The following is a 21,683-nucleotide window of genomic DNA, read 5'->3' on the forward strand; positions in this document are numbered from 1 at the left end:
AGAGCGAATGTCTGGTGACTTTTCGCGACGCGATCTGCTGGAAGCTGGTGGCATAGCAGTAGCTGCGAGTGGTCTGGCCGCACTTCCGCTTCGGGCAATGCCGCCTTCGCCCTCAGAAGATAATCGACTGTGGTTCGACGCACCGGCGACCCGTTGGGTCGACGGGCTGCCTGTCGGCAACGGACGGCTGGGGGCGATGGTCCGCGGAGAGGTCATGCGCGAAGTTCTATCTCTGAACGACGACACGCTCTGGTCCGGCTACCCCACCCCAAACGCAAACAGCGAGGCAATCCGCGCCCTGCCCGGTGTGCGTGAGGCGACGTTCGCCAGCGATAGTCACGAAGCCGACAAGCGCGCCATGCGGCTGCAGGGCCCATTCAGCCAGAGCTATGAACCGCTCGGCGACCTGACCATCACGATGCATCACGACGGATCAGCTTCAGGCTATCGTCGCGCGCTTGACCTCGATCAGGCCGAAGCGACGGTCAGTTACTCGATTGGCAGCGCCCGTTATCGCCGGGAAGTTTTTGTCTCTCATCCGGATCAGTTGATCCTGGTGCGGCTGACGGCGGAAGGGGGTACCATCGACTGCGATCTGGCCATGGGCACCTTGCTGCGCGGTGAGAGCGTGGCTGTGGGCAAGCGACTGATCCTGCGCGGCAAGGCGCCGGCCTCCTGCGCGCCGAACTACCGCAAGGTTCCCGACCCGGTCGTTTATGACGACGCGCCAGGCAAGGGCATGGCCTTCGTCGCCCTCGTCGATGTCGAAGCACGCGGTGGCAAGACCACGGCACGGGACAAGACGATCGAGGTACGGGGCGCCAGCGAAGTGGTCCTGCGCATCGCCGCAGCCACGGGCTTTCGTCGTTTCGACCAGATGCCTGACCTGTCGAGCGACCAGATCGAAGCCAGTGCGGCCGCCGTATTGAAAGCCGCGGGCGGCAAGCGCTTTGCCGTGTTGCGCAGCGCGCATGTCACCGATCACCAGCGGCTCTACCGACGTACGTCGCTCCAGCTGGACAGCGGCTCGGTCGATCAGCCTACCGGGACCAGGCGGGCGGGCAATGCTCGCGCCTCTGATCCGGGACTGGCCGCGCTGCTGTTCCACTTCGGTCGATACCTTCTGATCGCAAGCTCACGGGCAGGCACTCAGCCTGCCAACCTGCAGGGCATCTGGAACGCCGAAGTCCGACCGCCGTGGAGCAGCAATCATACGACGAACATCAACACCCAGATGATGTATTGGCCGGCGGAGACGGCCAATCTGGCGGACTGCCACACGCCGCTGTTCGACTGGATGGAGCATGTGGCGGTGCGGGGTCGGGCGGTCGCCCGCGACTATTATGGCATGCCCGGCTGGTGCCTTCATCACAACAGCGATGTCTGGGCGATGGCAAATCCCGTGGGCGAAGGGGATAGTACGCCGGTCTGGGCGAACTGGCCGATGGGCGGTCCGTGGCTCGCCCAGCATCCATGGCAGCATTACCTGTTCAGCGGCGATGTCGCCTTCTTGCGCGAGCGTGGCTACCCGCTGATGCGCGGTTGTGCAGAGTTCTGCGCTGCCTGGCTGGTCGCCGATCCCCAGAATGGACGGCTGACGACTGCCCCGTCAGTATCGCCGGAAAACCAGTTTCTTGCTGCCGATGGCAAACCGGCATCCATCAGTGCCGGCTGCACGATGGACCTCGCCTTGACGCGCGAGATTTTCACGAATTGCATTGCGGCGGCACAGATACTGGGTGTCGACGGGCCGTTTGTGGCTCACCTGACCGATCTGGCGAAGCGGTTGGCGCCGTACCAGATCGGCTCGCACGGCCAGTTGCAGGAATGGTCGCGCGATTTTCCGGAATCCGAGCCCGGTCACCGGCACGTCTCGCATCTATATCCGCTATATCCGGGAAACGAGTTCACTCCATCGCGAACGCCTCGCTGGGCCAGGGCGGTGGCGACGTCGATGCAACGTCGGGAAGACAATGGCGGTGCGGCAACCGGCTGGAGCCGCGCCTGGGCGACCTGCATCTGGGCTAGAATGGGGGACGAGGCACGGTCCGGAAAATCGATCGATGCGTTCTTCGCTCATAGCGTTCTCGACAATCTGTTCGACACGCACCCCTCCGGAAACGGACCGATCTTTCAGATCGACGGCAATTTCGGGATCACCGCGGCAATCGCCGAGATGTTGTTGCAGAGCCATGATGGTGCGATCGCACTTTTGCCTGCCGTGCCACCGGCATGGCGCAGCGGCAGCGCGCGCGGTCTGCGCGCGCGGGGCGGCATCACCGTCGACCAGCGCTGGAGCGGAGGACAGCTCGATAGCGCCGACCTGCATTTCGTCAGCGGCGTCGATGCGTTGATCCGACTGCCCGCCGGGCGGCAATTGCTGGCGGCGACACGCGATGGCGTGACGGTCGCCATCCGCGCCGGTGATGGCGGACTGCGTGTTTCCGGTCGTCGCGGCGAGACCATCACGCTGAACATCGGCGCTGCTCGGACGTGACAATCATCATCGACGACCCGTCACCAAGGACGGGCGCCACCAGGGAGAGTAGAATGACGACAAATTTTCTGATCGGAACCGCATCGCTGCTGGCGATCATGGTCGCGTCATCGGCCATGGCGCAGACCGTGCCTGCCGAGGCGCCAGCCGCGCCGGCCGCCGCACCCCCCGCGCAAACTGATGCGATCGATGAAGCCGCGGGGGGAGAGGAGATCGTCGTCACGGGCATTCGCCGCAGTTTGGCCGATGCCACCGCATTGAAGCGCAACAACATTGGCATCGTCGACGCCATTTCCTCCGAAGACATCGGGCGTTTTCCCGATCAGAATCTCGCGGAATCGCTTCAGCGCGTCACGGGCGTGCAAATCACGCGTAACAAGGGTGAGGGATCGCGCGTCGCATTGCGCGGGCTTGGGCCCAATTTCACGCAGACGCTATACAATGGCAGACAGATCGCGACGCCCGGTGGCGGTCGAAGCTTCTCCTTCACCTCGCTGTCGTCCGATTTTGTCAGCGCCGTCGAGGTCATCAAGTCGCCAAGCGCCGAACAAGTCGAGGGCGGCCTTGCCGGTTTGGTCAACGTGCGCGTCGCCCGCCCGCTAGACGCCGGGCGCGACGTGATCGCCGTTACCGCCGAAGGTATTTACGAGGAAAATCCGAACCGCGTCACCCCGCACGCATCGCTATTCGTCAACAAGGTCATCAATGACCGCTTCGCCGCGAATTTCGGCATCAACTATGAAAAGCGCCGCGTCCTTTCTGCAGGCTATCTTGGCTATGGAGCGGAAAACGGCATCGAGGCACGGCGCAACCCGCCGCTCGACTATAATCGCGATGGCGACTTCAACGATGCGTACCGGTTTATCCACACGACCAATCTGGTCGCACAGGATGGAAAATTCGAACGCGTGACGATGATCGGCGGTTTGCAGTTCAAACCGACCGACACCCTCGACCTTTACGCCGACGGCTTTTTTTCCGATTTCAAGGATTACTCGATCTATAACGAGCATCAGGTTCGTTTCACCAATATTCAGGGTGCGGGCGCCGGGATCGTCGGTAGCACTGTTGCTGACGGGTATCTGACGGCGCTCGATGCCAACGGTGTTGATCACCGCTCCGACACGCGCCCGATCGACACGCGCGACAAACTGTTCACCGGTGCGGCAGGCGGTATCTGGACGCTGGACCAGCTAAAGGTGTCGGGCGAGTTCACCTATTCGAAGGCACGACGCATCTCGACCAACTATGGCTTTGCGATCAACTCGCGGGCGCGGGCGAGCTACGACACCGGGGGGAACCTGGGGCGCGAACCTACCGTCGCGTTCCAGCGTGGCTATGATCCGCTCGATCCCTCGACCTTCAATCTGCTTGCAGTCGGCGGTACGTACCGCGCGCCCAGCATCGACCGCAACTATGACGGGCGGCTGGACGTAGCGCGGGACATCGACCTGGCTGATGCGAAATTGGTGTTGAAGGCGGGGGGCATGTTCGCCAACCGGAAAAGCGCCTTCAACTCACGCACGTTCAACCTGACGTCGCGACAATTCGCCGCCGCTCTGGGTCAGCCATACAACGCAAATATAGAGGGCGGCAGCACCTCGGCTGCCCCCATCCTCGGGCAGGTCGATTACTCGAAGTTCGTGCAGCCATCGCTGGGCGTCTATCTTGCGCCAAACCTCAATGCCTTTTTCGACCGTATACCACTGTCGACGGTATTGTCGCTCGCACCGCCACAGGCACAGCTTGCCAACGACTTCACGGTTACCGAACGCTCCTATGCCGGCTATGGCCAGCTCGATATCCGTGCGCTCGATGATCGCTTCAACGGCAATGTCGGGCTGCGCTACGTTCACACCGACCAGACGTCGGACGGCAATGCCGCCGACTTGTCCACGCTACTCGTGCGGCGCGGCGGTATCATCACCGTCGTGCAGGGGACGACACCGGTATCGATCGATAACAGCTATTCCGAGTGGCTGCCGAGCGCCAACCTATCCTATGATCTGACTCCGCAATTGAAGATACGCGGGGCTGTCGCGCGGACTCTTACCCGACCTGATATCGGCCTGCTTTCACCAACGCTCAGCGTCGACGCCAACACCAGCACCATCAATGCACGCAACCCCAACCTGCGTCCTTATCTATCGAATCAGATCGACCTGTCGCTTGAATATTATTTCGCAAAATCCGGTCTGCTGTCGGCGGCGGTATTCTACAAGGACGTCAAAAACTTCATCATCAATTCCGCGAACTCGGTAACTCAGACCGTGCAGCTGGAGGAAGGCGGTAGTCGTCAGCAAGTGTTCCTGCTTCGTCAACCGCGAAACGGCGCCAGCAGCAAGATCAAAGGTTTTGAATTAGGCGCGCAGGTTCCGTTCACGTTCCTGCCCGGACCGTTCGACGGGCTTGGCGTACTGGGAAATTTCACCTACCTCGACCTGGGCGACGTCGTGGTTACTCAGGGACAGCCGGCAATCCCGATCTCCGGCGCCTCCAAGCGGAGCTACAATATCGCGGGATATTATGAGAAATCGGGCTTTGGCATCCGCGCGTCGTATAATTACCGCAACGGTTTCGTGAACGACCCGACCAGCACGTTCGGCGACGGGGACTATCAGCGTTCATACGGACAGTTGGATATCTCGGCGAGCTACGATCTGAACCGCATGGTGACCCTGAACGCCGATCTGACCAATGCGACCAACGCAAAGATCATCAATGACACCGGCGTCGGCCTGTTGCGCGGTGTAGTCGATAACGGTCGGCGCGTAACTGCGGGCGTGCGCGTTCGCTTCTGAGAGATCGCGCTGGAGTCGTCATCGCCACACGAACAAGATGGCGGCTCCGCGCACAAAAGGCATCGTCGCGGATGCTCGGTACCGGTAGGACAGGATGGCATGACACGACTGAGAGGGAAGTGGGCGATCGTAACCGGTGCCGCACAAGGTATTGGTCGCGGATCGGCGGAAATGTTCGCCCGCAAGGGGCAGAGGTGATCGCTGTCGATCGCAATGCCGCAATGCTCACGTGAGGAGAAACGTGATGTTTGGGACGGAAATGCAAGCCGCATCTATCGTCTATAATTTAACCTTTGCGAGCCGAGCACGCTCATCCGGGGCTATCGGAACAGCCTCTCTTAAAACGAACCATGATAATAGGCGAACTGAGTTTTAAAGGGGAATTCTGAGCGGATGCTTGTTTTAAACGAGCACTGCAGATGACGAGTGTCATCAGTCGTAGCGCCTACCTCACCGCCAGCGTGCGGATATAACGACTCTCCGTCGCGCTGCCACCGGGTGGCGCGACGGATCATCGATGAAACCCCAACAAGACGAAGGATCGCCCGATGCGGGTTTTCATGCGATCGATTGTTATAGCGGCAGGAATGGCCTCGGCGATCGTCCCCGCCCTTGCCGCCCCCGGACCGGTGCGATCATCGATCCCCGCTCCGGAACAGCCCGGCACGGCCGCCGCGGCGGCGGCGATCACCCGTCTGATCGGCCCCCGTGCCGCCTTGTTCGACCTGCGCCTGATCGCCCGGCCGGAGTCATGGTACGCGGTGCACGCGACGGGCGGGCGGGCCCGGATCGAGGGATCGTCCCCGGTGGCGCTGGTGCGCGGTGCCTATGCCTATCTCAACCGTGCCGGACTGGCATCGGTCAGTTGGGAGGGCGATCGCGTGGCCGTGCCGACGCGGCTGCCCGATACGGTGATCGGCCGCACCGCATCGCCGTTCCGGCACCGTGCCTATCTGAATACCTGCACCTATGGTTACACGACGCCGTTCTGGACCTGGGCGCGATGGGAGCGCGAAATCGACTGGATGGCGGCCAACGGTGTCGACATGCCGCTGGCGCTGGAAGGACAGGAATATGTCTGGCGTGCGCTGTGGCGCGAGGCGGGGCTGGACGATGCGGCGATCGCCGGTCACTTTTCCGGCCCCGCGTTCCTGCCATGGGAACGGATGGGCAATATCGAGGGCTATCGCGCGCCGCTGGCCGCCGGCTGGATCGAGAAGAAGCATCGCCTGCAATTGCGTATCCTCGCCCGGATGAAGGCGCTGGGGATGAAACCGGTGCTGCCCGCCTTTGCCGGCTATGTGCCCAAGGCATTCGCCGATCGGCATCCGGAGGCGCGCATCTATCGGATGCGCCAGTGGGAGGGGTTTCCGCCGACCTATTGGCTGGACCCCGCCGACCCTCTGTTCGCGCGCCTCGCGGCGCGGTTCATCGCGCTCTACACCAGGACCTATGGCGTCGGCGGTTACTACCTCGCCGATGCCTTCAACGAGATGGTGCCGCCGATCGCGGAAGACGGCAGCGACGCACGCGATGCCAGCTATGGCGACGCGACGGCGAACACGGCCGCCGTGAAGGTCGCCGCGATTCCACCTGTGGTCCGCGACCGTCGCCTCGCCGCCTATGGCGAACGGCTGTACCGATCGATCGCCGATGCCGCGCCGGGTGCGACGTGGGTGATGCAGGGCTGGCTGTTCGGTGCGGACAAGACGTTCTGGTCGCCGCCCGCGATCGCCGCCTTCCTGAGCAAGGTCCCCGACGACCGGATGCTGCTGCTCGACATCGGCAACGATCGCTATCCCGGCGTGTGGCGCGATACCCGCGCGTTCGAGGGGAAGAACTGGGTCTATGGCTATGTCCATAATTACGGCGGCAGCAATCCGGTGTACGGCGACCTGGACTTTTATCGCAGCGACATGGCGGCGGTGCAGGCCAATGCCGGAAAGGGGCGATTGGCCGGATTCGGGATGTTTCCCGAAGGTCTGCACAGCAATGCCGTCGTCTATGCCTATGCCTATGACCTTGCCTGGGGGGCGGGCGCGGAATCGACCGGGGCGTGGATCGCGCGATATCTGCGTGCCCGGTATGGCCGGACCACGCCGGCGCTGCTGACGGCATGGGCCGATATCGTCGCCGGCGCCTATTCGACGAAATACTGGACGCCGCGCTGGTGGGAGCAGGAGGCCGGCGCCTATCTGCTGTTCAAACGGCCGACCGCGCGGATCACGACGTTTGCCGGGCCACCGGGCGATCCCGCGCGGCTGGCACGCGGCATCGACCGGCTGTTAGCGGCATCGGACGGGTTCGACCGGGAGCCGCTGTTCCGCCGCGACCTGACCGATCTGGTGCGTCATCTGGCGACGATGAAGGCCGACCGGCAATTGCAGGCGGCCGTGACCGCCTATGCGGCGGGCGACGTTATGGCGGGGGACCAGGCGACCGCCGCCATGACGGCGCTGGCCATGGCGACCGACCGGCTGGTCGGCGGGCAACAGGAAAGCCTGGCGAGCTGGATCGGCGATGCCCGTGCCTATGGCGACACTCCTGCCGAGCGGGACGCCTATGAAGGCAATGCCCGCGCGCAGGTGACGATCTGGGGTGGACAGGGGCATCTGTCGGATTACGCGTCGAAGGCCTGGGCCGGACTATATGCCGGATATTATCTGCCGCGGTGGACGATGTTTCTTCGTGCGATGCGGACCGCGGCATTGGCCGGACAGCCCTTCGATGAAGCGGCGACGGTAGCGCAGATTCGCCGCTGGGAAACCGCATGGGTCGCGCGTCGCGACGTATCCGCCGCGCCGGCGCCGATCGATCCGGTCGCGCAGGCCCGGCAGCTCGCTGCGATGGCGGCCCAATGAACCGCACGGTAAGCGATACCGCCCCCCTCCCCGCCCCGCTGGCCCCGCGCGAACGCTTCCTGTCGCTCGACGTATTTCGGGGGCTGACGATCCTGCTGATGATCGTGGTCAACACCGCCGGGCCGGGGGCGGAATCCTATCGTCAGTTGAAGCATGCGCCGTGGTTCGGGTTCACGCTGGCGGATCTGGTCTTTCCGTCGTTCCTGTTCGCGGTGGGGACGGCGATGAGCTTCTCGCTGCGGCGCGATGCGCCCGCCGGGCCGTTCCTGCGGCAGGTGGCACGGCGCGGCGCATTGATGTTCCTGCTCGGTTTCCTGATGTACTGGTATCCCTTCGTCGCCGCAGCGCCCGACGGAGGCTGGGCGATCAAGCCGCTGGCGGACACCCGCATCCCCGGCGTGCTGCAACGGATCGCGCTCTGCTATGTCGCCGCGGCGATCGCGATCCGCTGGCTGGACGTGCGCGGGCTGGTGCTGTTGTCGGCGGCGCTGCTGATCGGATACTGGCTGGTGCTGACCGGACTGAGCGGACCCGGCCTTGCCTATGACAAGATGGGCAATGCCGGCACCCGGCTGGACCTGTGGCTGATCGGCCCCCGTCACCTGTACCGCCGGGACCATGGGTTCGATCCGGAGGGTCTGCTCGGCACCATGCCCGCGATCGTCAACGTGCTGGGCGGCTATCTCGCCGGGCGGTTCGTGCGATTGCGCGGCAAGACGCGGCGGACCGTGGCGGGACTGGCGCTGGCCGGCGCCGGATTGGTCGCTCTGTCCGCATTATGGGCGCGGTGGATGCCGATCGCCAAGAAACTGTGGACCGGCTCCTATGTGCTGCTGACGATCGGGCTTGCGCTGATCGCGCTGGCGGCGCTGGTCGAAATGGTCGAGCGGCGCGGCTGGCGAAGGGGAACGCGGATCTTCACCATTCCCGGTCGCAATCCGCTTGCCATCTATCTGTTTTCCGAGCTGTTCGTCATGACGTTGGCGCTCATCCCGGTCGGCCCGGACATGCATGTCTATGAATGGGTCGGCATCGCCATGTTCCAACAGATCGCACCGGGACCGGCCGGGTCGCTGATGTGCGCGGTTGCCTATACCGCCCTGTGCTGGCTGTTCGCCTGGATGCTCGATCGAAGGGGATTGATATTACGGGTGTGATGTCCGCGATATCGCATCAGGACATCGCCGGCGCTGACGGGACCAGGCCGTCCGGCAGGGGAATGAATTCCTGATCGTCGGCATCGGGCAACTTCATCCGCCCTTCCCGCCAATCGGCGGCAGCTTGCACGAGGCGTTCCTGTGACGAGGATACGAAATTCCAGTACAGCAATCGCTCTCCCACGGGATCGCCGCCCAGTACCATGACCGTCGAGAGCCGCAGCGCGCGGATCGACGATGCCGTTCGATCGACGACGATCATGCGGCCCGCCGCGTGCCGCCGGCCACCGCACTCGACTTCTCCCCGGGCGACATAGACTGCTCGTTCGGCATGACCGGCGGGGATTTCGGCAGAGCTTCCTTCGGCCATTTCGAGGTGCGCGTAGAACAGGGGCGAGTGGGTTCGCGCCGCCGCCGTCAGGCCGAATGCAGTGCCGGCGATCAGCTGCCCGACGACGCCGCGATCGTGCCATTGCGGCAGGTCGTCGCCCTCGTGATGGGTGAAGGACGGTGCCGTCTCTTCGTCGCCCGTGGGCAGCGCCACCCACGCCTGGATGCCGTGAAGATGATCGCCGACGGCCCGTGCCCGCTCGAACCGTTCGCTGTGCGTGATGCCGCGGCCGGCGGTCATCCAGTTCACCTCCTGCGGTCGAACGGCCTGAACCGAACCGACACTGTCGCGGTGCATCATCTCGCCGGCGAACAGGTAGGTCACCGTGGACAGGCCGATATGGGGATGCGGCCGCACATCGACGCTGCGATCCACGCCGGATGCCAGATCCAGCGGGCCCATGTGATCGAAGAAGATGAACGGTCCGACCATCCGTCGCCTGGCAAAGGGCAAGACGCGCCCGACCTCGACCCCGCCACCCAGGCTCCGTCGACGCTGTTCGATGACCATCTCGATCATGATGCTGCTTCCCCTGATGGTTATCGCGACCGACGCCCGGGCCCATGCTTATGCCGGCGGATCAGTCCGGTCCAACGCGCAATCGCGAGGCCAGGGCGATGCCTGCCACGAGTTGCAGCACGCCGTACATTCGCCGACGGCCGGGCTTGCCGCCGAATGGTCGTACCAGCATGTCGGCGGCGGCGAGGTTCGACCGCCAGAGCGCCACATGCCGTTCGGGTTGGAGAATGCCGAGAATGCCGTCGCCGATCATGAAGATCGCGGCCATTTCGGCCGTGCGTTCGATCGCGATTGTCCGGTCGGCCTGTTTCATGAAATGCTCCTTGAGCAGTAGTGAACGCGGCGGGACGTGTTCGGTCTCCTCGTGCCCTTGCCTACGAACCGGAGCCGCAGGGTCACATCCGGCTGGAAAGACCACCTGCCGCGTGTCACGATCGATAGTGAGCGAAGGTAGCGGCCCGACATTCCCGGAGGGTTGCCCGTCAAAGGGAAGGTACGGAATGGTTCTGAATCGTCGAGGCTGGATCGCGACTGTCGCTGCGCTGGGCTCCGCCATTATCGCCGGCCGGGCAAAGGCGGCGGGTCGCGGTGGTCGCAAGCAGATGGTCCACCATGTCTTCTTCTGGATGAAGACGCCCGGCCGTCAGGCTGACGTGGACAAGCTCATCGCCGGACTGGAAACGCTGCGCGGCATCCCGGAAATCCGCGAGTTGCGGATCGGCGTCCCGGCGAACACGGAGAACCGGTCGGTGGTGGACGGCAGTTATGGTGTTTCCGAACTGATGGTGTTCGATACGGTCGAGGACCAGCGCCGCTATCAGGACCATCCCATCCACAAGCGGTTCGTGGAAACCTGTAGCGGGCTTTGGGAGCGTGTCGTCGTCTATGACAGCATCGATGTCTGATCGGTCCTGACGCAGGCTCGGCCCGGACTGTTGCCCATCGCTTCACCCAGCCGCACGGGGCGGTCGGGCGACCAGCCGTCGTCGAACTCGATGGCATCCTGCCTGAACAGCATCACGATGGTGGAGCCCAGCAGAAAGCGACCCATCTCCTCGCCCTTCGCCAACACGATGTCCTGATCGGCATAGGTCCATTCGGCCACCCTGCCCGTGCGTGTCGGGTTGACCACGCCGTGCCAGACGGTGGCGATGCTGCCGACGATGGTCGCGCCGACCAGCACCATGACGAAGGTGCCGTGGACCGGGGATTCGAACACGCACACGACACGCTCGTTGCGCGCGAACAGGTTCGGCACGCCGCGCGCCGTCACCGGGTTTACCGAGAACAGCGCGCCCGGCACATAGATCATCCGCGACAGTTTGCCGTCGCACGGCATGTGCAGCCGGTGATAATCCTTCGGCGACAGATAGAGGTTGGCAAAGCTGCCATGGGCGAACCCGGCCGCGAGCATGGCGTCGCCGCCGATCAGCGCCGTGGCCGTAAAGCGATGGCCCTTCGCCTGAATGATATGGCCATCGTCGATCGCGCCGAATTGACTGATCGCGCCGTCCACCGGGCAGATGAAATCCGCATCGGCAAGCGGACGCGCCCCGGCCTTCAGCGGGCGGGTGAAGAACTCGTTGAAGCTCCTGTAGCTGGCGATATCGGGGTCGGCGGCTTCGCTCATGTCGACGCCGTACTGGCGGACGAACCAGCGGATCAGGCGCGGCGTCGCCCATCCGGATTGCGCGCCGGCGATCATGCCCGCGAAGGTCGTCAGGCGCTGCTTCGGCAACAGATGTTGCAGCAGGACCTTGAGGCGATCGGACATGACGGGGTTCAAGCGTCAGACGCCAAGACATCAGCCGCATCGCAAACGGCAAATCCATAACTGACGCATATTCTCATCAGTGAAGGCTATGCGCAGCCGACCGGAAGTCCAAGCGAATCCGGTTTCCAACAATCTGAAATCTGTTTCTCGTGACCCGGCTGGAGGAGTGGCGCGTCGCCACGGCCTTGCATATAGCTGCGCACATGATCTCCTTTTCGAATGCTTCGCACCGTGCCGTCCTTGCCGTGATGCTGCCCCTGCTGGCCGCACCGTTGCCGGCAAGCGGTGCAACGGCCCGCAAGCAAAAGCCGCGTGCCGTTGCCTCCGCGCCGGCGAAGGCGAACAATGCCATTATCGCCTTGCCGCTGAACCCCGTGGTGCCATCGGGGCAGCGGCTATGTTCGGCGAAGACCCCGTCCGGGCTGGGATATACGATGCTTCGTCCCGGCACGGGCGCCATGCCCGGCCAGAGCGACGTCGTGCTGGTGAATTACGTCGGGTATCTGGCGGCGACCGGCGCGGTGTTCGATCAGGGTATGCGGTCGCCCCTGCCCGTCAACGGCGTGATCCCCGGATTTTCGCAAGGGCTGCAGATGATGGCGAGGTCCGGCATCGCGCGGCTCTGCATTCCCGCGGCAATGGGGTATGGCACGCGCAACTCAGGGCCGATCCCCGCCAACTCCGATCTGGTGTTTCAGGTCGAAGTGGTGGATTTCAAGACCGCCGCCGAAGTGGCGAGCATGAACGGCGCCCAGGCGGACGGGGCGACAGCGCCGAAGGATGCCACCCCGCAGCCATAACCGGATTGCCGCAGCGCCTTGCTACATCCGGTGCTGTTATCCGCTCGCCGCACCGTCGTCAGTTGCATTCGCATCCGGCGCTTCTTGCGCAGCCATCTTCTTTTCCGCCTTGGCCTGCGCCTTCTTCGCGGATTCGGCGGCCTTGGTCTTCTCGCGCTCGCGGCGCTCGAAATCGTAATTTGGTTTGCGTGGTATGTCAGTCACTCCGTAAAACGAGGGCATGGGGACGAAAGATCGCCCCCATGCCATATCGCCGATCCCGCGCAAACCGGACGCCGGCCGATCAACGCTCCCCGTATCGCAGTTTGGCACCGAGATAAATGAAGCGACCGACGGGTGAGATCGGGACGTTGGTCTCGAACCCGATATCCGGCTTCTGATCGGCCAGATTGTTGACGCCGCCGTAAAAGGCGAAGCGATCGTTTACCTCGATCTGGGCCTGCACATCGTGCTGCCATAGCTGCTTGTACCGGAAATAGCGGGGATCGACGAGGCTGGGGTTCGCGGCGGTGTCGATGCGGCTGAACCGGCGCACGCCGTCCTGCCAGCGCAGATTGTAGCTGAGCGTCAGCGGCCCCGTGGTCCAGGTCGGCGATACGGTGAAGTTGTATTTCGGCCGGAATATCTGGTCGACATTGTTCTCCACCACCGCGCCCGGCGTCGCGATCTGTTCCAGCCTGTCGAGATAGCCACCGACGAAACGCAGATCGAACGTGCCGGCACGCGCCGTCGTGAACCGCCACGCGATGTTCAGTTCGGCGCCCGCCGTGCGGAACGCGGCGACGTTCTGCGGCTGCACGACATAGCCATTGATGAAGCCGGAGCCGGTGCGACGACTGATCGAGGCGCAATAGGGATTGTCGAGCGTCGGCTGATCGACGCACAGCGCGGCGATCGCATTGGCATCGGGCGTGTTGATCGCATCGCGCAGGCGGATATCGTACCAGTCGAGACCGATCGAAAAGCCGGACATGGGTCGAACGACCACACCGGCGGTCCAGGTGCGGGCGACCTCTGCCCGCAGATCGGGATTGCCCTGTTGCGTGCCGGGAATGAAGATCGTGGCGTCCGGATTGTTCTGGGCGGTGAAGGTGGCCGGATTGCCGCCGGCGGCGGTGATGAGCGCCTGACAATTGGCACCGCGGAACGACGTGCCGAGGCTGCGGTTGCCGATATAGCAGGGGTCGGAGAAGAAGTTGCTGGTGCCGGTCTGCGGCCGGAATATCTCGCCGATATTGGGCGCCCGGACGGAGCGGCCATAGGACCCGCGGAAACTGATCTCGCGGATCGGGGCATAGATGCCGTTGAATTGATAGCTGCGCGTCGAACCGACGGTGGAGTAATCGGAATAGCGTCCGGCCGCGCCGACCGACAGCAGGTTGGCGAAGGGCAGGTCCTTCAGGATCGGCACGTTGACCTCGCCGAACGCCTCCCAGACATCGAAATGGCCGTTCGACGGCGTGGGGATGATGTACTCGTCATATTGATAGAACAGATTGTCGGTCAGCGCCTGGGCGGGGCGGAAGCGGCTGGACTCGCGGCGATATTCGCCACCGACCGCAAACGCGACCGGGCCGCCGGGCAGCGTGAAGAACTGGCCGAAGTCGCCGGTCAACGATGCGTTGGCGACATGCTGGGTCAGGCGGGCGTCGCTGACCGGATTGCTGAGGAAGTAATCGAACGAGGCGGGGTCAACCGTCCTCCCGCCGAACGTGTTGACCGGCACGCATCCTGCGGTACGCGCCGCGGCCGAACGGCATACCACCTGCCCCGTCGTCGGATCGCGCACCGCATCCAGCGCGGCGAGGAAGCGGTCGTTGAGACGGTCGTTCAGCTTGGTCGCGCGGACGTCCGTCTGGCCATAGGTGTAGGACGCATCGTAGCTCAGGTGATCCGACAACCGCCCGGTGACATCGACGACGCCCCGATACGTGCGCCGCCGGTCCTCCTCGCCGCGACGTGGGATGTCGAAATTGTTGCGGCTGATATCGACCGAGGTCAGGCCGGCGTTGCGCGCCGCCGTCAGGATGCTGGCGGGGATAAACGGATTATCGAGCGCGATCGTCGCCGGATAATTGCCGCCGAAACCACTGAAGCTCGTCACCGTGGACTGGACGAACTTGCCCTCCAGACTGATCTTGAACGCGTCCGATGCGTCGAAATGAGTCAGCGCGTTGACGGCATGGCGGCGGGTGCGCGGGAAGATGTCGCCGACATATCCCGCCACCGGCGTATCGTCGCCACCGATCGAATAGCCGTCGTTCTGCAGGAAACGACCGGGCGTATAGATCGCGCCATCGCCGCGAAATACCTGATCGCCGATCACGACATAGCCCTGATTCGAACCATAGGGGTAACGCAGGTCGCGCACCGGCCCGATCTTGTAACTGCCCGGCCGCGCCGGATCGTAGCCGTCGAGGTTCACGAAATACTGCCGCTGGCCAAGCGAGAGATAGGAGCGGTCGTCGTTCGCGAGCGGCTGGTCGGCGTTATACTCGTACGCCAGCGTCACATTGGCGCGCCCGTCGGCGAAGTTGCGGCCGGCGACGAGCGAGGCGAAACGGTTGGCGGCGTCGCCACGGTCGGAAATGCCGAACTGGCTGCGGGCGGCCACCCCGTCGAAATCACGGCGCAGAACGAAATTGACCACGCCGGATACGCCATCGGCACCATAGACGGCCGAGGCCGCGCCGGTCAGCACGTCGACGCGTTCGATCAGGTCGGTCGGGATCGCATTGATGTCGACTGCGGCGGTGTCCGGCTGGCCGGCGACGTGGCGGCGGCCGTTGACCAGCACCAGCGTGCGGTTCGGCCCCAGCCCGCGCAGGTCGAGCAGGTTCAGCCCGACCTGACCGAAGCTGCCGTCCGACTGGTTGCGGCCGGCGGTGCGCGTGCTGTCGAGCGAATTGGTCAGCGCCGGCACGCGTTGCAGGAAGCTGGTGACGTTGGTGCTGCCCGATCGCTGGATATCGGCCGCACCGAACGAGACGATCGGATTGGGCGCTTCGTAATCGGGGCGGACGATCCGCGATCCGGTGATGACGATGTCGGTGGCATCGTCGGTCGGTGCCGAAGTATTCGCCGGCGTGGCGGCCGATGCCGGATCGGTCACGGGCGGTGTCGTCTGTGCATGGGATGCGGACGCGACAAATAGTGCCACGCCGGACCAAAGATGGCGGCGCCTCAGGATGGGCAACATGTTTCTCTCCCCTTGTCGCCGATGCTGTTACATCGGCCGTCATTGCACCGGGCATACGCCGATACCCGTGGGGAGAACAACGATCGCCACCGGCGTCGGGCGCATGGCAATTTACATAGCTTAACTTTTGAACAGTTATTTCTTTGCCGGGTGGCGCGGTCCGGGCGGATGCGGCACGATCCATCCATGGAGGGACAGACGCTGGATTGGACGCGACGATCGGCGTTGGGATTGCTGCCCGCAATTGCCCTGTCGGCCTGTGCGGGCGCAGCCAGGGATCAACCGCTTCGTTTCTGGGCGATGAGTTACGAGGGCGATTATTCGCCGCTGCTGATGCCGCCCTTCACGGCCGCAACAGGTATTCCGGTCGAAGTGCAGTCATTGCCGACGACGGCATCGCACGAGAAGCTGCTGACCGCGCAGGCGGGTGGCGCGATGCCGGACGTGCTGATGCTGTTCAACGGCTGGATACAGGAATTCGCCACGATCGGCGCGATCGCCCCCGTCCCCACCCCCGCGCTGGTCGCCGACATGTTTCCGGGCGTGCTGGCGGCGACCCGGATCAAGGGCCGCGATTACGCGGTGCCATGGTCGGTGGCGCCGCAGGTGCAATTCTATCGACGCGATATCCTGCGACAGGCGGGATACGAGACGCCGCCGGGGGACTGGGACGGATGGCGCACCATGGCGCGGGCGATCAAGCGGCGGCGGCCGGATGATTTCGTGTTCATGATGCTGCTCAACTGGCCCACCGCACTCATCAACATGCTGTCGCAGGCGGGGGCGGTATTGCTGCGCGACCGCGATACGCGTGGCAATTTCCAGACGACCGAGGCGCGGATGACGTTCGCCTATTACGCGTCGCTGTTTGCCGACGGGTTCGCGCCGCGTGCCCTGTCGACCGAGGTGCAGGACCCGGTCGCCGCCTTCGCGCAAGGGTTCTTCGCGATCTGGCCGAGCGGACCGCCAACCCTGCTCGACTTCAAACGGCGCGCGAACGAGCTGCCCGTCGATCGCTGGTCGACGGCGCGGATCGCCGGGCCGCATGGTCCGGGACGACTGTCCGGCCTCAGCACCAGTCTGTGCGTGTCCACCACCACATCACGACCGGCGGAAGCATGGGCGCTGGTCCGCCACCTGAGTTCGGCGAGCAGCGAGTTGCGGTATCAGCGCTTGATCGGCAACCTGCCGGCGCGGGCCAGCGCGTGGTCGTCGCCACAACTGGCGGCCCCGGTCCTCGCCCCCTTCGCGGAGCAGATGCGCGAGCCCGCCTTCTCTCCTCCCGTGATCGAATGGGAACGCATCCAGATCGAGATCCAGTTGGCGGCCGAGCGCGTGGTGCGCGGATTGCAGACGATCGATCAGGCGCTTGCCGCGCTTGATACGCGGGTCGACCGGCTGCTCGCCAAACGGCGCGCGCTGGTCGAGGCGGGGAAGCTCGCATGACCCGGCAGGAGCGTACCGCCTGGCTGTTCTCCGCGCCGGTGCTGGCGATCATCGTCCTCGTCTTCATCGTGCCGACCGCGCTGGCGATGGCGTTGTCGGTCACCGATTATTCGATCTACGCATTGGCCGACTGGTCCAATCTGCGCTTCGTCGGGCTGGGCAATTTCGCCGACCTGTTGTCGACGCCGCTGTTCTGGCGGGCACTGGGCAACACCGCGCTGTTCGCGGTGCTGGGCGTGCCGATGGCGATCGGCACATCGCTCGCCGTCGCGCTGTTGCTGAACGACGTCACGGTGCACTGGAAGCCGTTGTGGCGCGTGCTGCTGTTCGCGCCCTATGTCACCAGCGTGGTGGCGACGGCGGTCGTCTGGCGGTTCCTGTTCAACGAGCGGTTCGGGCTGATAAACCGCGCGCTGAACGCGGTCGGCGTGACGCCCATCGACTGGCTGGGCAACCCCGCCACATCGATCCCGGCGATCCTGATCTTCGTGACGTGGAAGATATTCGGATACAACATGATCGTCTTCACCGCCGCGCTGTCGGCGGTGCCGCAGGACCTGATGGAGGCGGCGCGGCTGGACGGTGCCGGCCTGTGGGGACGTTTCCGCCACGTGACGCTGCCGGCGATCGGGCCGACCTTGCTGCTGGCGGCGGTGATGAGCGTCGCCGGCTTCCTCCAGATCTTCGCCGAACCCTATGTCATGACGCTGGGCGGCCCCGCGCAAAGCACGACGACGGTGCTGTATTTCATGTTCGACGAAGGCTTCAAATGGTGGAACCTGGGTCAGGCAAGCGCGGTGGCGTTCATTCTGTTCCTGATGATCCTGGCGCTGACCATCGTGCAGACGCGAATCGGGCGACGGTACGAATGGCTGTGAGGATGTCGCCGCGCGCGATCGTCGCCAATGCGGCGGCGCTGGTGCTGACCGCGCTGACCGTCGCGCCGCTGGCGTACATGGTGGTCGTGTCGTTCATGCCGCGCGGGGAATCGAGCACGCTGCCGACGCCGCTCTGGCCGTCGCGCTGGTCGTGGGAGAATTATTACGAGCTGTTGTTTCGTCGGCAGATCGAGGGCGCGTGGTGGGATTACCGCATCGTTCCGGCGCTGCTGAACAGTCTGGGCATCGCGGCGATTTCGACCATCCTTGGCCTGTTGCTGACGGTGCCGGCGGGCTATGCCTACGCAAAGTTGCGCTTTCGCGGGCGGGAACGGTTGCTGCAATGGCTGATCGCATCGCTGGTGGTGCCCGGTCAGGTGGCGATGCTGCCGCTGTTCCTGATCTTCAAGGAACTGGGGCTGGTCAACAGCTATGCCGGCGTGATCCTGCCCGGTCTGGCCGGCATCTTCGCGATCCTGTTCGTCCGGCAGGCGACGCTGGCGATCCCGGACGAGATGATCGACGCGGCCCGGATCGATGGCGCCGGCGAGGCTCGCATCTTCGTATCGATCGTACTGCCGCTGCTGACCCCGATCGTCGTGACGCTGGCGCTGTTCATGTTCCTGGGGTCGTGGAACGACTTCCTGTGGCCGCTGATCGTGCTGGCCGACCAGCATCTTTATACGCTGCCCGTCGCGGTCGCGGCGATCGCGCGGGAACATGCGGCCGATGGTGAATTGATGATGGCCGCGGCGGTCGTCACGACGATGCCGGTGCTGCTGCTGTTCCTCGCGCTTCAGCGATATTATCTGACCGGGCTGCTGGGCGGCAGCGTCAAGGGATAGACGCGGCCGTCGGGGCCGAACAGATGGGCATCCGCCGGCGACGCGCCGAAGCGCAGACGCTCGCCCAGCGTCACCGATCGATCCCCCGGCAATTGTGCCACGATCGTATCCACCGCCCCCCGCACGCCGAGATGCGCGAACGACAGGGGGCCGAGCCGTTCGAACAGCTCCACCGCTCCCTCGAACGGCCCGTCGGCATCGAGATGGAGATGTTCGGGCCGGATACCCAGTGTCGCCGATGCGCCGATCGCGTCCCGTGGTATGGCCGCCCCGGTCGGCACCTCCTCGCCCCCCGTCAGCCGTACCGTCGCACCACGATCGTCGCCGGCGATGATCGTCGCGGGAAGCAGGTTCATGCCGGGCGACCCGATCGCGGCAGCGACCGCTACGCTCGCCGGTCGGCGATACACGTCGAGCGGTGCGCCGACCTGTTCGACCCGCCCCGCCCCCATCACGACGATGCGGTTCGCCAGCGTCATTGCCTCAAGCTGGTCGTGCGTGACGTAGATCATCGTCGCACCCAGTTGCTGGTGAAGGCGCGCGAATTCGTGCCGCATTCGCGCGCGCAGGTTCGCATCGAGGTTCGACAGCGGCTCGTCGAGCAGCAGGACACGGGGCCGCCGCACCACCGCCCGCGCGATCGACACGCGCTGGCGCTGGCCGCCCGAAAGCGCGCGCGGGCGGCGATCGAGCAGGTCCGACAGGTCGAGCATCGCGGCAACTTCACGAACCCGATCGTCGATCTCGCGTCTGGCAATGCCGGCGACCTTCAGCGGAAAGGCGATATTGGCCGCGACGGTCAGGTGCGGATAGAGTGCGTAGGACTGGAAGACCATCGCCAGCCCCCGGTCCGATGGCGCTGCGTTCGTCACGTCGCGGCCATCGATCACCACCCGGCCCTCGCTCGGCTCCTCAAGCCCGGCGATCAGGCGAAGCAGCGTCGATTTGCCGCAACCCGATGGTCCGACAAGCACCAAAAACTCGCCATCCTCGATCCGCAAGTCGGTCGGATGGAGAACCGTCGTATCGCCGAAGCGCTTGGAGAGCCCGATGATGTCGACGCTGGCCAATGACTGCTCCCCCGATCCTGTCGATCGATCGCTAGCGGGTGAAGCGGATCGCGCAAAACTGTTTCAAGGACTTATGCGAGATTCCAATCCCACCGCGTCGTCGTTGCGAGCGTAGCGAAGCAATCCAGTGCCACGCGCGCTGCCCTGGATTGCTTCGCTACGCTCGCAACGACGATCTTCGACCAGTAGTTGCCCTTCATCACAACGGGCCGATCGCCGGTTGATCCGCCAGCGCGAAGATGCGGTGCATGGCCGACCATTTGTCACCGTCCGGATGCAGGGGGCGCTGGAACGCATCCATCTCGGCTTCCCAGTCGGCGACGATCTGTGCCAGTGCCGGATCGCGCGGCCGGGGAAAGTCATCAGCCACCTCGGCGATCATGACCAGCCGGTCGTCGACGCGCCAGATTTCCATGTCGAGATATCCCCGCAGGCGAATGTCGCGGATCACATCGGGCCATACCGCCGCCGGCGCATGGCGCGCTTCATAGGCGGCGATCAGGGCAGCATCATCGATCAGGTCGAGTGCGAACACCATCCGTCGGGTCATTGGTCGAACCTCTCCTTTGCGCATTGTCATCCTGCGGCCCTTGGTCGATCAAGTGGCTGGACATGATGCGACCTATAAGCCCAATATGATACCTGAAACCAAATTTGATCGACAAATTCGAAGGCGGAGATGGACATGCGTTTTGAGGGCAAGGTCGTGTTGGTCACGGCCGCCGCACAGGGAATCGGCCGCGCGACGGCGGAACGGATTCGCGATGAGGGCGCCACGGTGTGGGCGCTGGACCGCGACGGCGATGCGCTGGAAGCGATCGACGGGGTGAAGCGCATCGTCGCCGACCTGACCGACCCCGCCGCCATCGCCGCCCTGCCCGCCACGGTCGGCCCAATCGACGCGCTGGCCAATATCGGCGGATTCGTCGGCGCCGGCGATATCCTGCAATGCACCGACGACGACTGGACGCTGAGTTTCGACCTGAACGTCCACGCGATGCACCACGCCATCCGCGCGTTCCTGCCGGGCATGCTGACCAAGGGCGGCGGCTCGATCGTCAACATGAGCAGCATCGCCTCCAGCATCAAGGGCATCCCCAACCGCTATGCCTATGGCGCGAGCAAGGCGGCGGTGATCGGACTGACCAAGGCGGTCGCCGCCGATTTCGTTGCGCGCGGCATCCGCTGCAACGCGGTCTGCCCCGGCACGATCGAGACGCCGTCGCTGCGCGCGCGCGTCGTCGCGCAGGCAGGGGCGCAAGGGATCGAGGTGGCCGATGCCGAGGCCGCCTTCATCGCCCGCCAGCCGATGGGCCGGCTGGGCCGGCCTGAGGAAATCGCGGCGCTGGTCGCCTATCTGGCCAGCGACGATGCCAGCTTCACCACCGGCGCGGTGCATGTGATCGACGGCGGCTGGGTGAATTGACGATGACGTCGCCGCTTCA

At 64.4% G+C, this 21,683-nt stretch carries 17 protein-coding genes; 10 read left to right on the plus strand and 7 right to left on the minus strand.

Annotated elements, in window-relative coordinates; all coding sequences use genetic code 11:
• The first annotated feature begins 97 nt into the window (after positions 1–97).
• The 4 genes from JAO74_RS04660 (at position 98) to JAO74_RS04675 (ending at position 9,316) form a co-directional block, all read left to right on the plus strand.
• Entirely contained in the window at positions 98–2,497 is a 2,400-nt protein-coding gene (locus tag JAO74_RS04660; protein WP_199035633.1) for a glycoside hydrolase family 95 protein, read from the plus strand.
• Entirely contained in the window at positions 2,494–5,298 is a 2,805-nt protein-coding gene (locus JAO74_RS04665; protein WP_199035635.1) for a TonB-dependent receptor, read from the plus strand. Before JAO74_RS04660 ends, JAO74_RS04665 begins: the two co-directional genes overlap by 4 nt.
• Before the next feature lie 587 nt (positions 5,299–5,885).
• The gene (locus tag JAO74_RS04670; RefSeq protein WP_233150668.1) at positions 5,886–8,159 is read left to right on the plus strand and encodes an alpha-N-acetylglucosaminidase; all 2,274 of its coding nucleotides are present in this window, start codon (positions 5,886–5,888) and stop codon (positions 8,157–8,159) included.
• Positions 8,156–9,316 carry an acyltransferase family protein gene (locus JAO74_RS04675; RefSeq protein WP_199035639.1) on the plus strand — a complete coding sequence of 387 codons (1,161 nt, stop codon included), beginning with the start codon at positions 8,156–8,158 and terminating at the stop codon, positions 9,314–9,316. Before JAO74_RS04670 ends, JAO74_RS04675 begins: the two co-directional genes overlap by 4 nt.
• Before the next feature lie 16 nt (positions 9,317–9,332).
• Here JAO74_RS04675 and JAO74_RS04680 read toward each other — a convergent pair whose 3' ends face one another.
• Together JAO74_RS04680 and JAO74_RS04685 are read right to left on the minus strand one after the other, a co-directional pair.
• The gene (locus JAO74_RS04680; RefSeq protein ID WP_199035641.1) at positions 9,333–10,226 is read right to left on the minus strand and encodes a pirin family protein; all 894 of its coding nucleotides are present in this window, start codon (positions 10,224–10,226) and stop codon (positions 9,333–9,335) included.
• A 61-nt stretch (positions 10,227–10,287) separates the two neighbouring features.
• On the minus strand, positions 10,288–10,539 hold the full coding sequence (locus JAO74_RS04685) for a hypothetical protein (RefSeq protein ID WP_199035643.1): 252 nt from the start codon (positions 10,537–10,539) through the stop codon (positions 10,288–10,290).
• Between the two features lie 187 nt (positions 10,540–10,726).
• Between JAO74_RS04685 and JAO74_RS04690 the strand changes: the two genes are divergently transcribed.
• Positions 10,727–11,131 carry a Dabb family protein gene (locus JAO74_RS04690; RefSeq protein WP_199035645.1) on the plus strand — a complete coding sequence of 135 codons (405 nt, stop codon included), beginning with the start codon at positions 10,727–10,729 and terminating at the stop codon, positions 11,129–11,131.
• Here the strand turns inward: JAO74_RS04690 and asd are convergent.
• Positions 11,110–12,000 carry an archaetidylserine decarboxylase gene (asd, locus tag JAO74_RS04695; protein ID WP_199035647.1) on the minus strand — a complete coding sequence of 297 codons (891 nt, stop codon included), beginning with the start codon at positions 11,998–12,000 and terminating at the stop codon, positions 11,110–11,112. The two genes, JAO74_RS04690 and asd, sit on opposite strands and share 22 nt — an antisense overlap.
• A 203-nt stretch (positions 12,001–12,203) precedes the next feature.
• Here asd and JAO74_RS04700 point away from each other — a divergent pair, with 203 nt between their 5' ends.
• On the plus strand, positions 12,204–12,800 hold the full coding sequence (locus JAO74_RS04700; protein WP_199035649.1) for an FKBP-type peptidyl-prolyl cis-trans isomerase: 597 nt from the start codon (positions 12,204–12,206) through the stop codon (positions 12,798–12,800).
• A gap of 36 nt (positions 12,801–12,836) precedes the next feature.
• Here the strand turns inward: JAO74_RS04700 and JAO74_RS04705 are convergent, their stop codons facing one another.
• Together JAO74_RS04705 and JAO74_RS04710 are read right to left on the minus strand one after the other, a co-directional pair.
• Positions 12,837–13,022 carry a hypothetical protein gene (locus tag JAO74_RS04705; RefSeq protein WP_199035651.1) on the minus strand — a complete coding sequence of 62 codons (186 nt, stop codon included), beginning with the start codon at positions 13,020–13,022 and terminating at the stop codon, positions 12,837–12,839.
• Positions 13,023–13,083: 61 nt separating this feature from the next.
• A complete protein-coding gene (locus JAO74_RS04710) occupies positions 13,084–15,912 on the minus strand; it encodes a TonB-dependent receptor plug domain-containing protein (protein WP_332908730.1) in 2,829 nt (942 codons plus the stop codon).
• Between the two features lie 273 nt (positions 15,913–16,185).
• Here JAO74_RS04710 and JAO74_RS04715 point away from each other — a divergent pair, with 273 nt between their 5' ends.
• Genes JAO74_RS04715 through JAO74_RS04725 form a run of 3 tightly spaced genes read left to right on the plus strand, consistent with a single transcriptional unit; the run spans position 16,186 to position 19,168 of the window.
• The gene (locus JAO74_RS04715) at positions 16,186–17,445 is read left to right on the plus strand and encodes an extracellular solute-binding protein (protein WP_199035653.1); all 1,260 of its coding nucleotides are present in this window, start codon (positions 16,186–16,188) and stop codon (positions 17,443–17,445) included.
• On the plus strand, positions 17,442–18,323 hold the full coding sequence (locus JAO74_RS04720; RefSeq protein ID WP_199035655.1) for a carbohydrate ABC transporter permease: 882 nt from the start codon (positions 17,442–17,444) through the stop codon (positions 18,321–18,323). The genes JAO74_RS04715 and JAO74_RS04720 overlap by 4 nt, the downstream gene beginning before the upstream one ends.
• Before the next feature lie 2 nt (positions 18,324–18,325).
• On the plus strand, positions 18,326–19,168 hold the full coding sequence (locus JAO74_RS04725; RefSeq protein ID WP_233150670.1) for a carbohydrate ABC transporter permease: 843 nt from the start codon (positions 18,326–18,328) through the stop codon (positions 19,166–19,168).
• On the opposite strand, the gene JAO74_RS04730 is transcribed toward JAO74_RS04725, so the two are convergent.
• Entirely contained in the window at positions 19,129–20,238 is a 1,110-nt protein-coding gene (locus JAO74_RS04730; protein WP_199035657.1) for an ABC transporter ATP-binding protein, read from the minus strand. The two genes, JAO74_RS04725 and JAO74_RS04730, sit on opposite strands and share 40 nt — an antisense overlap.
• 199 nt (positions 20,239–20,437) lie before the next feature.
• Complete coding sequence (locus JAO74_RS04735; RefSeq protein ID WP_199035659.1) at positions 20,438–20,788, minus strand: L-rhamnose mutarotase; 351 nt, start codon at positions 20,786–20,788, stop codon at positions 20,438–20,440.
• Positions 20,789–20,923: 135 nt separating this feature from the next.
• Between JAO74_RS04735 and JAO74_RS04740 the strand changes: the two genes are divergently transcribed.
• On the plus strand, positions 20,924–21,664 hold the full coding sequence (locus JAO74_RS04740) for an SDR family oxidoreductase (protein ID WP_199035661.1): 741 nt from the start codon (positions 20,924–20,926) through the stop codon (positions 21,662–21,664).
• The last annotated feature ends 19 nt before the right edge of the window (positions 21,665–21,683 follow it).

Origin of the sequence: Sphingomonas mollis, from assembly GCF_016427505.1 — a bacterium.
GTDB classification, from domain to species: Bacteria; Pseudomonadota; Alphaproteobacteria; order Sphingomonadales; family Sphingomonadaceae; genus Sphingomonas; species Sphingomonas mollis.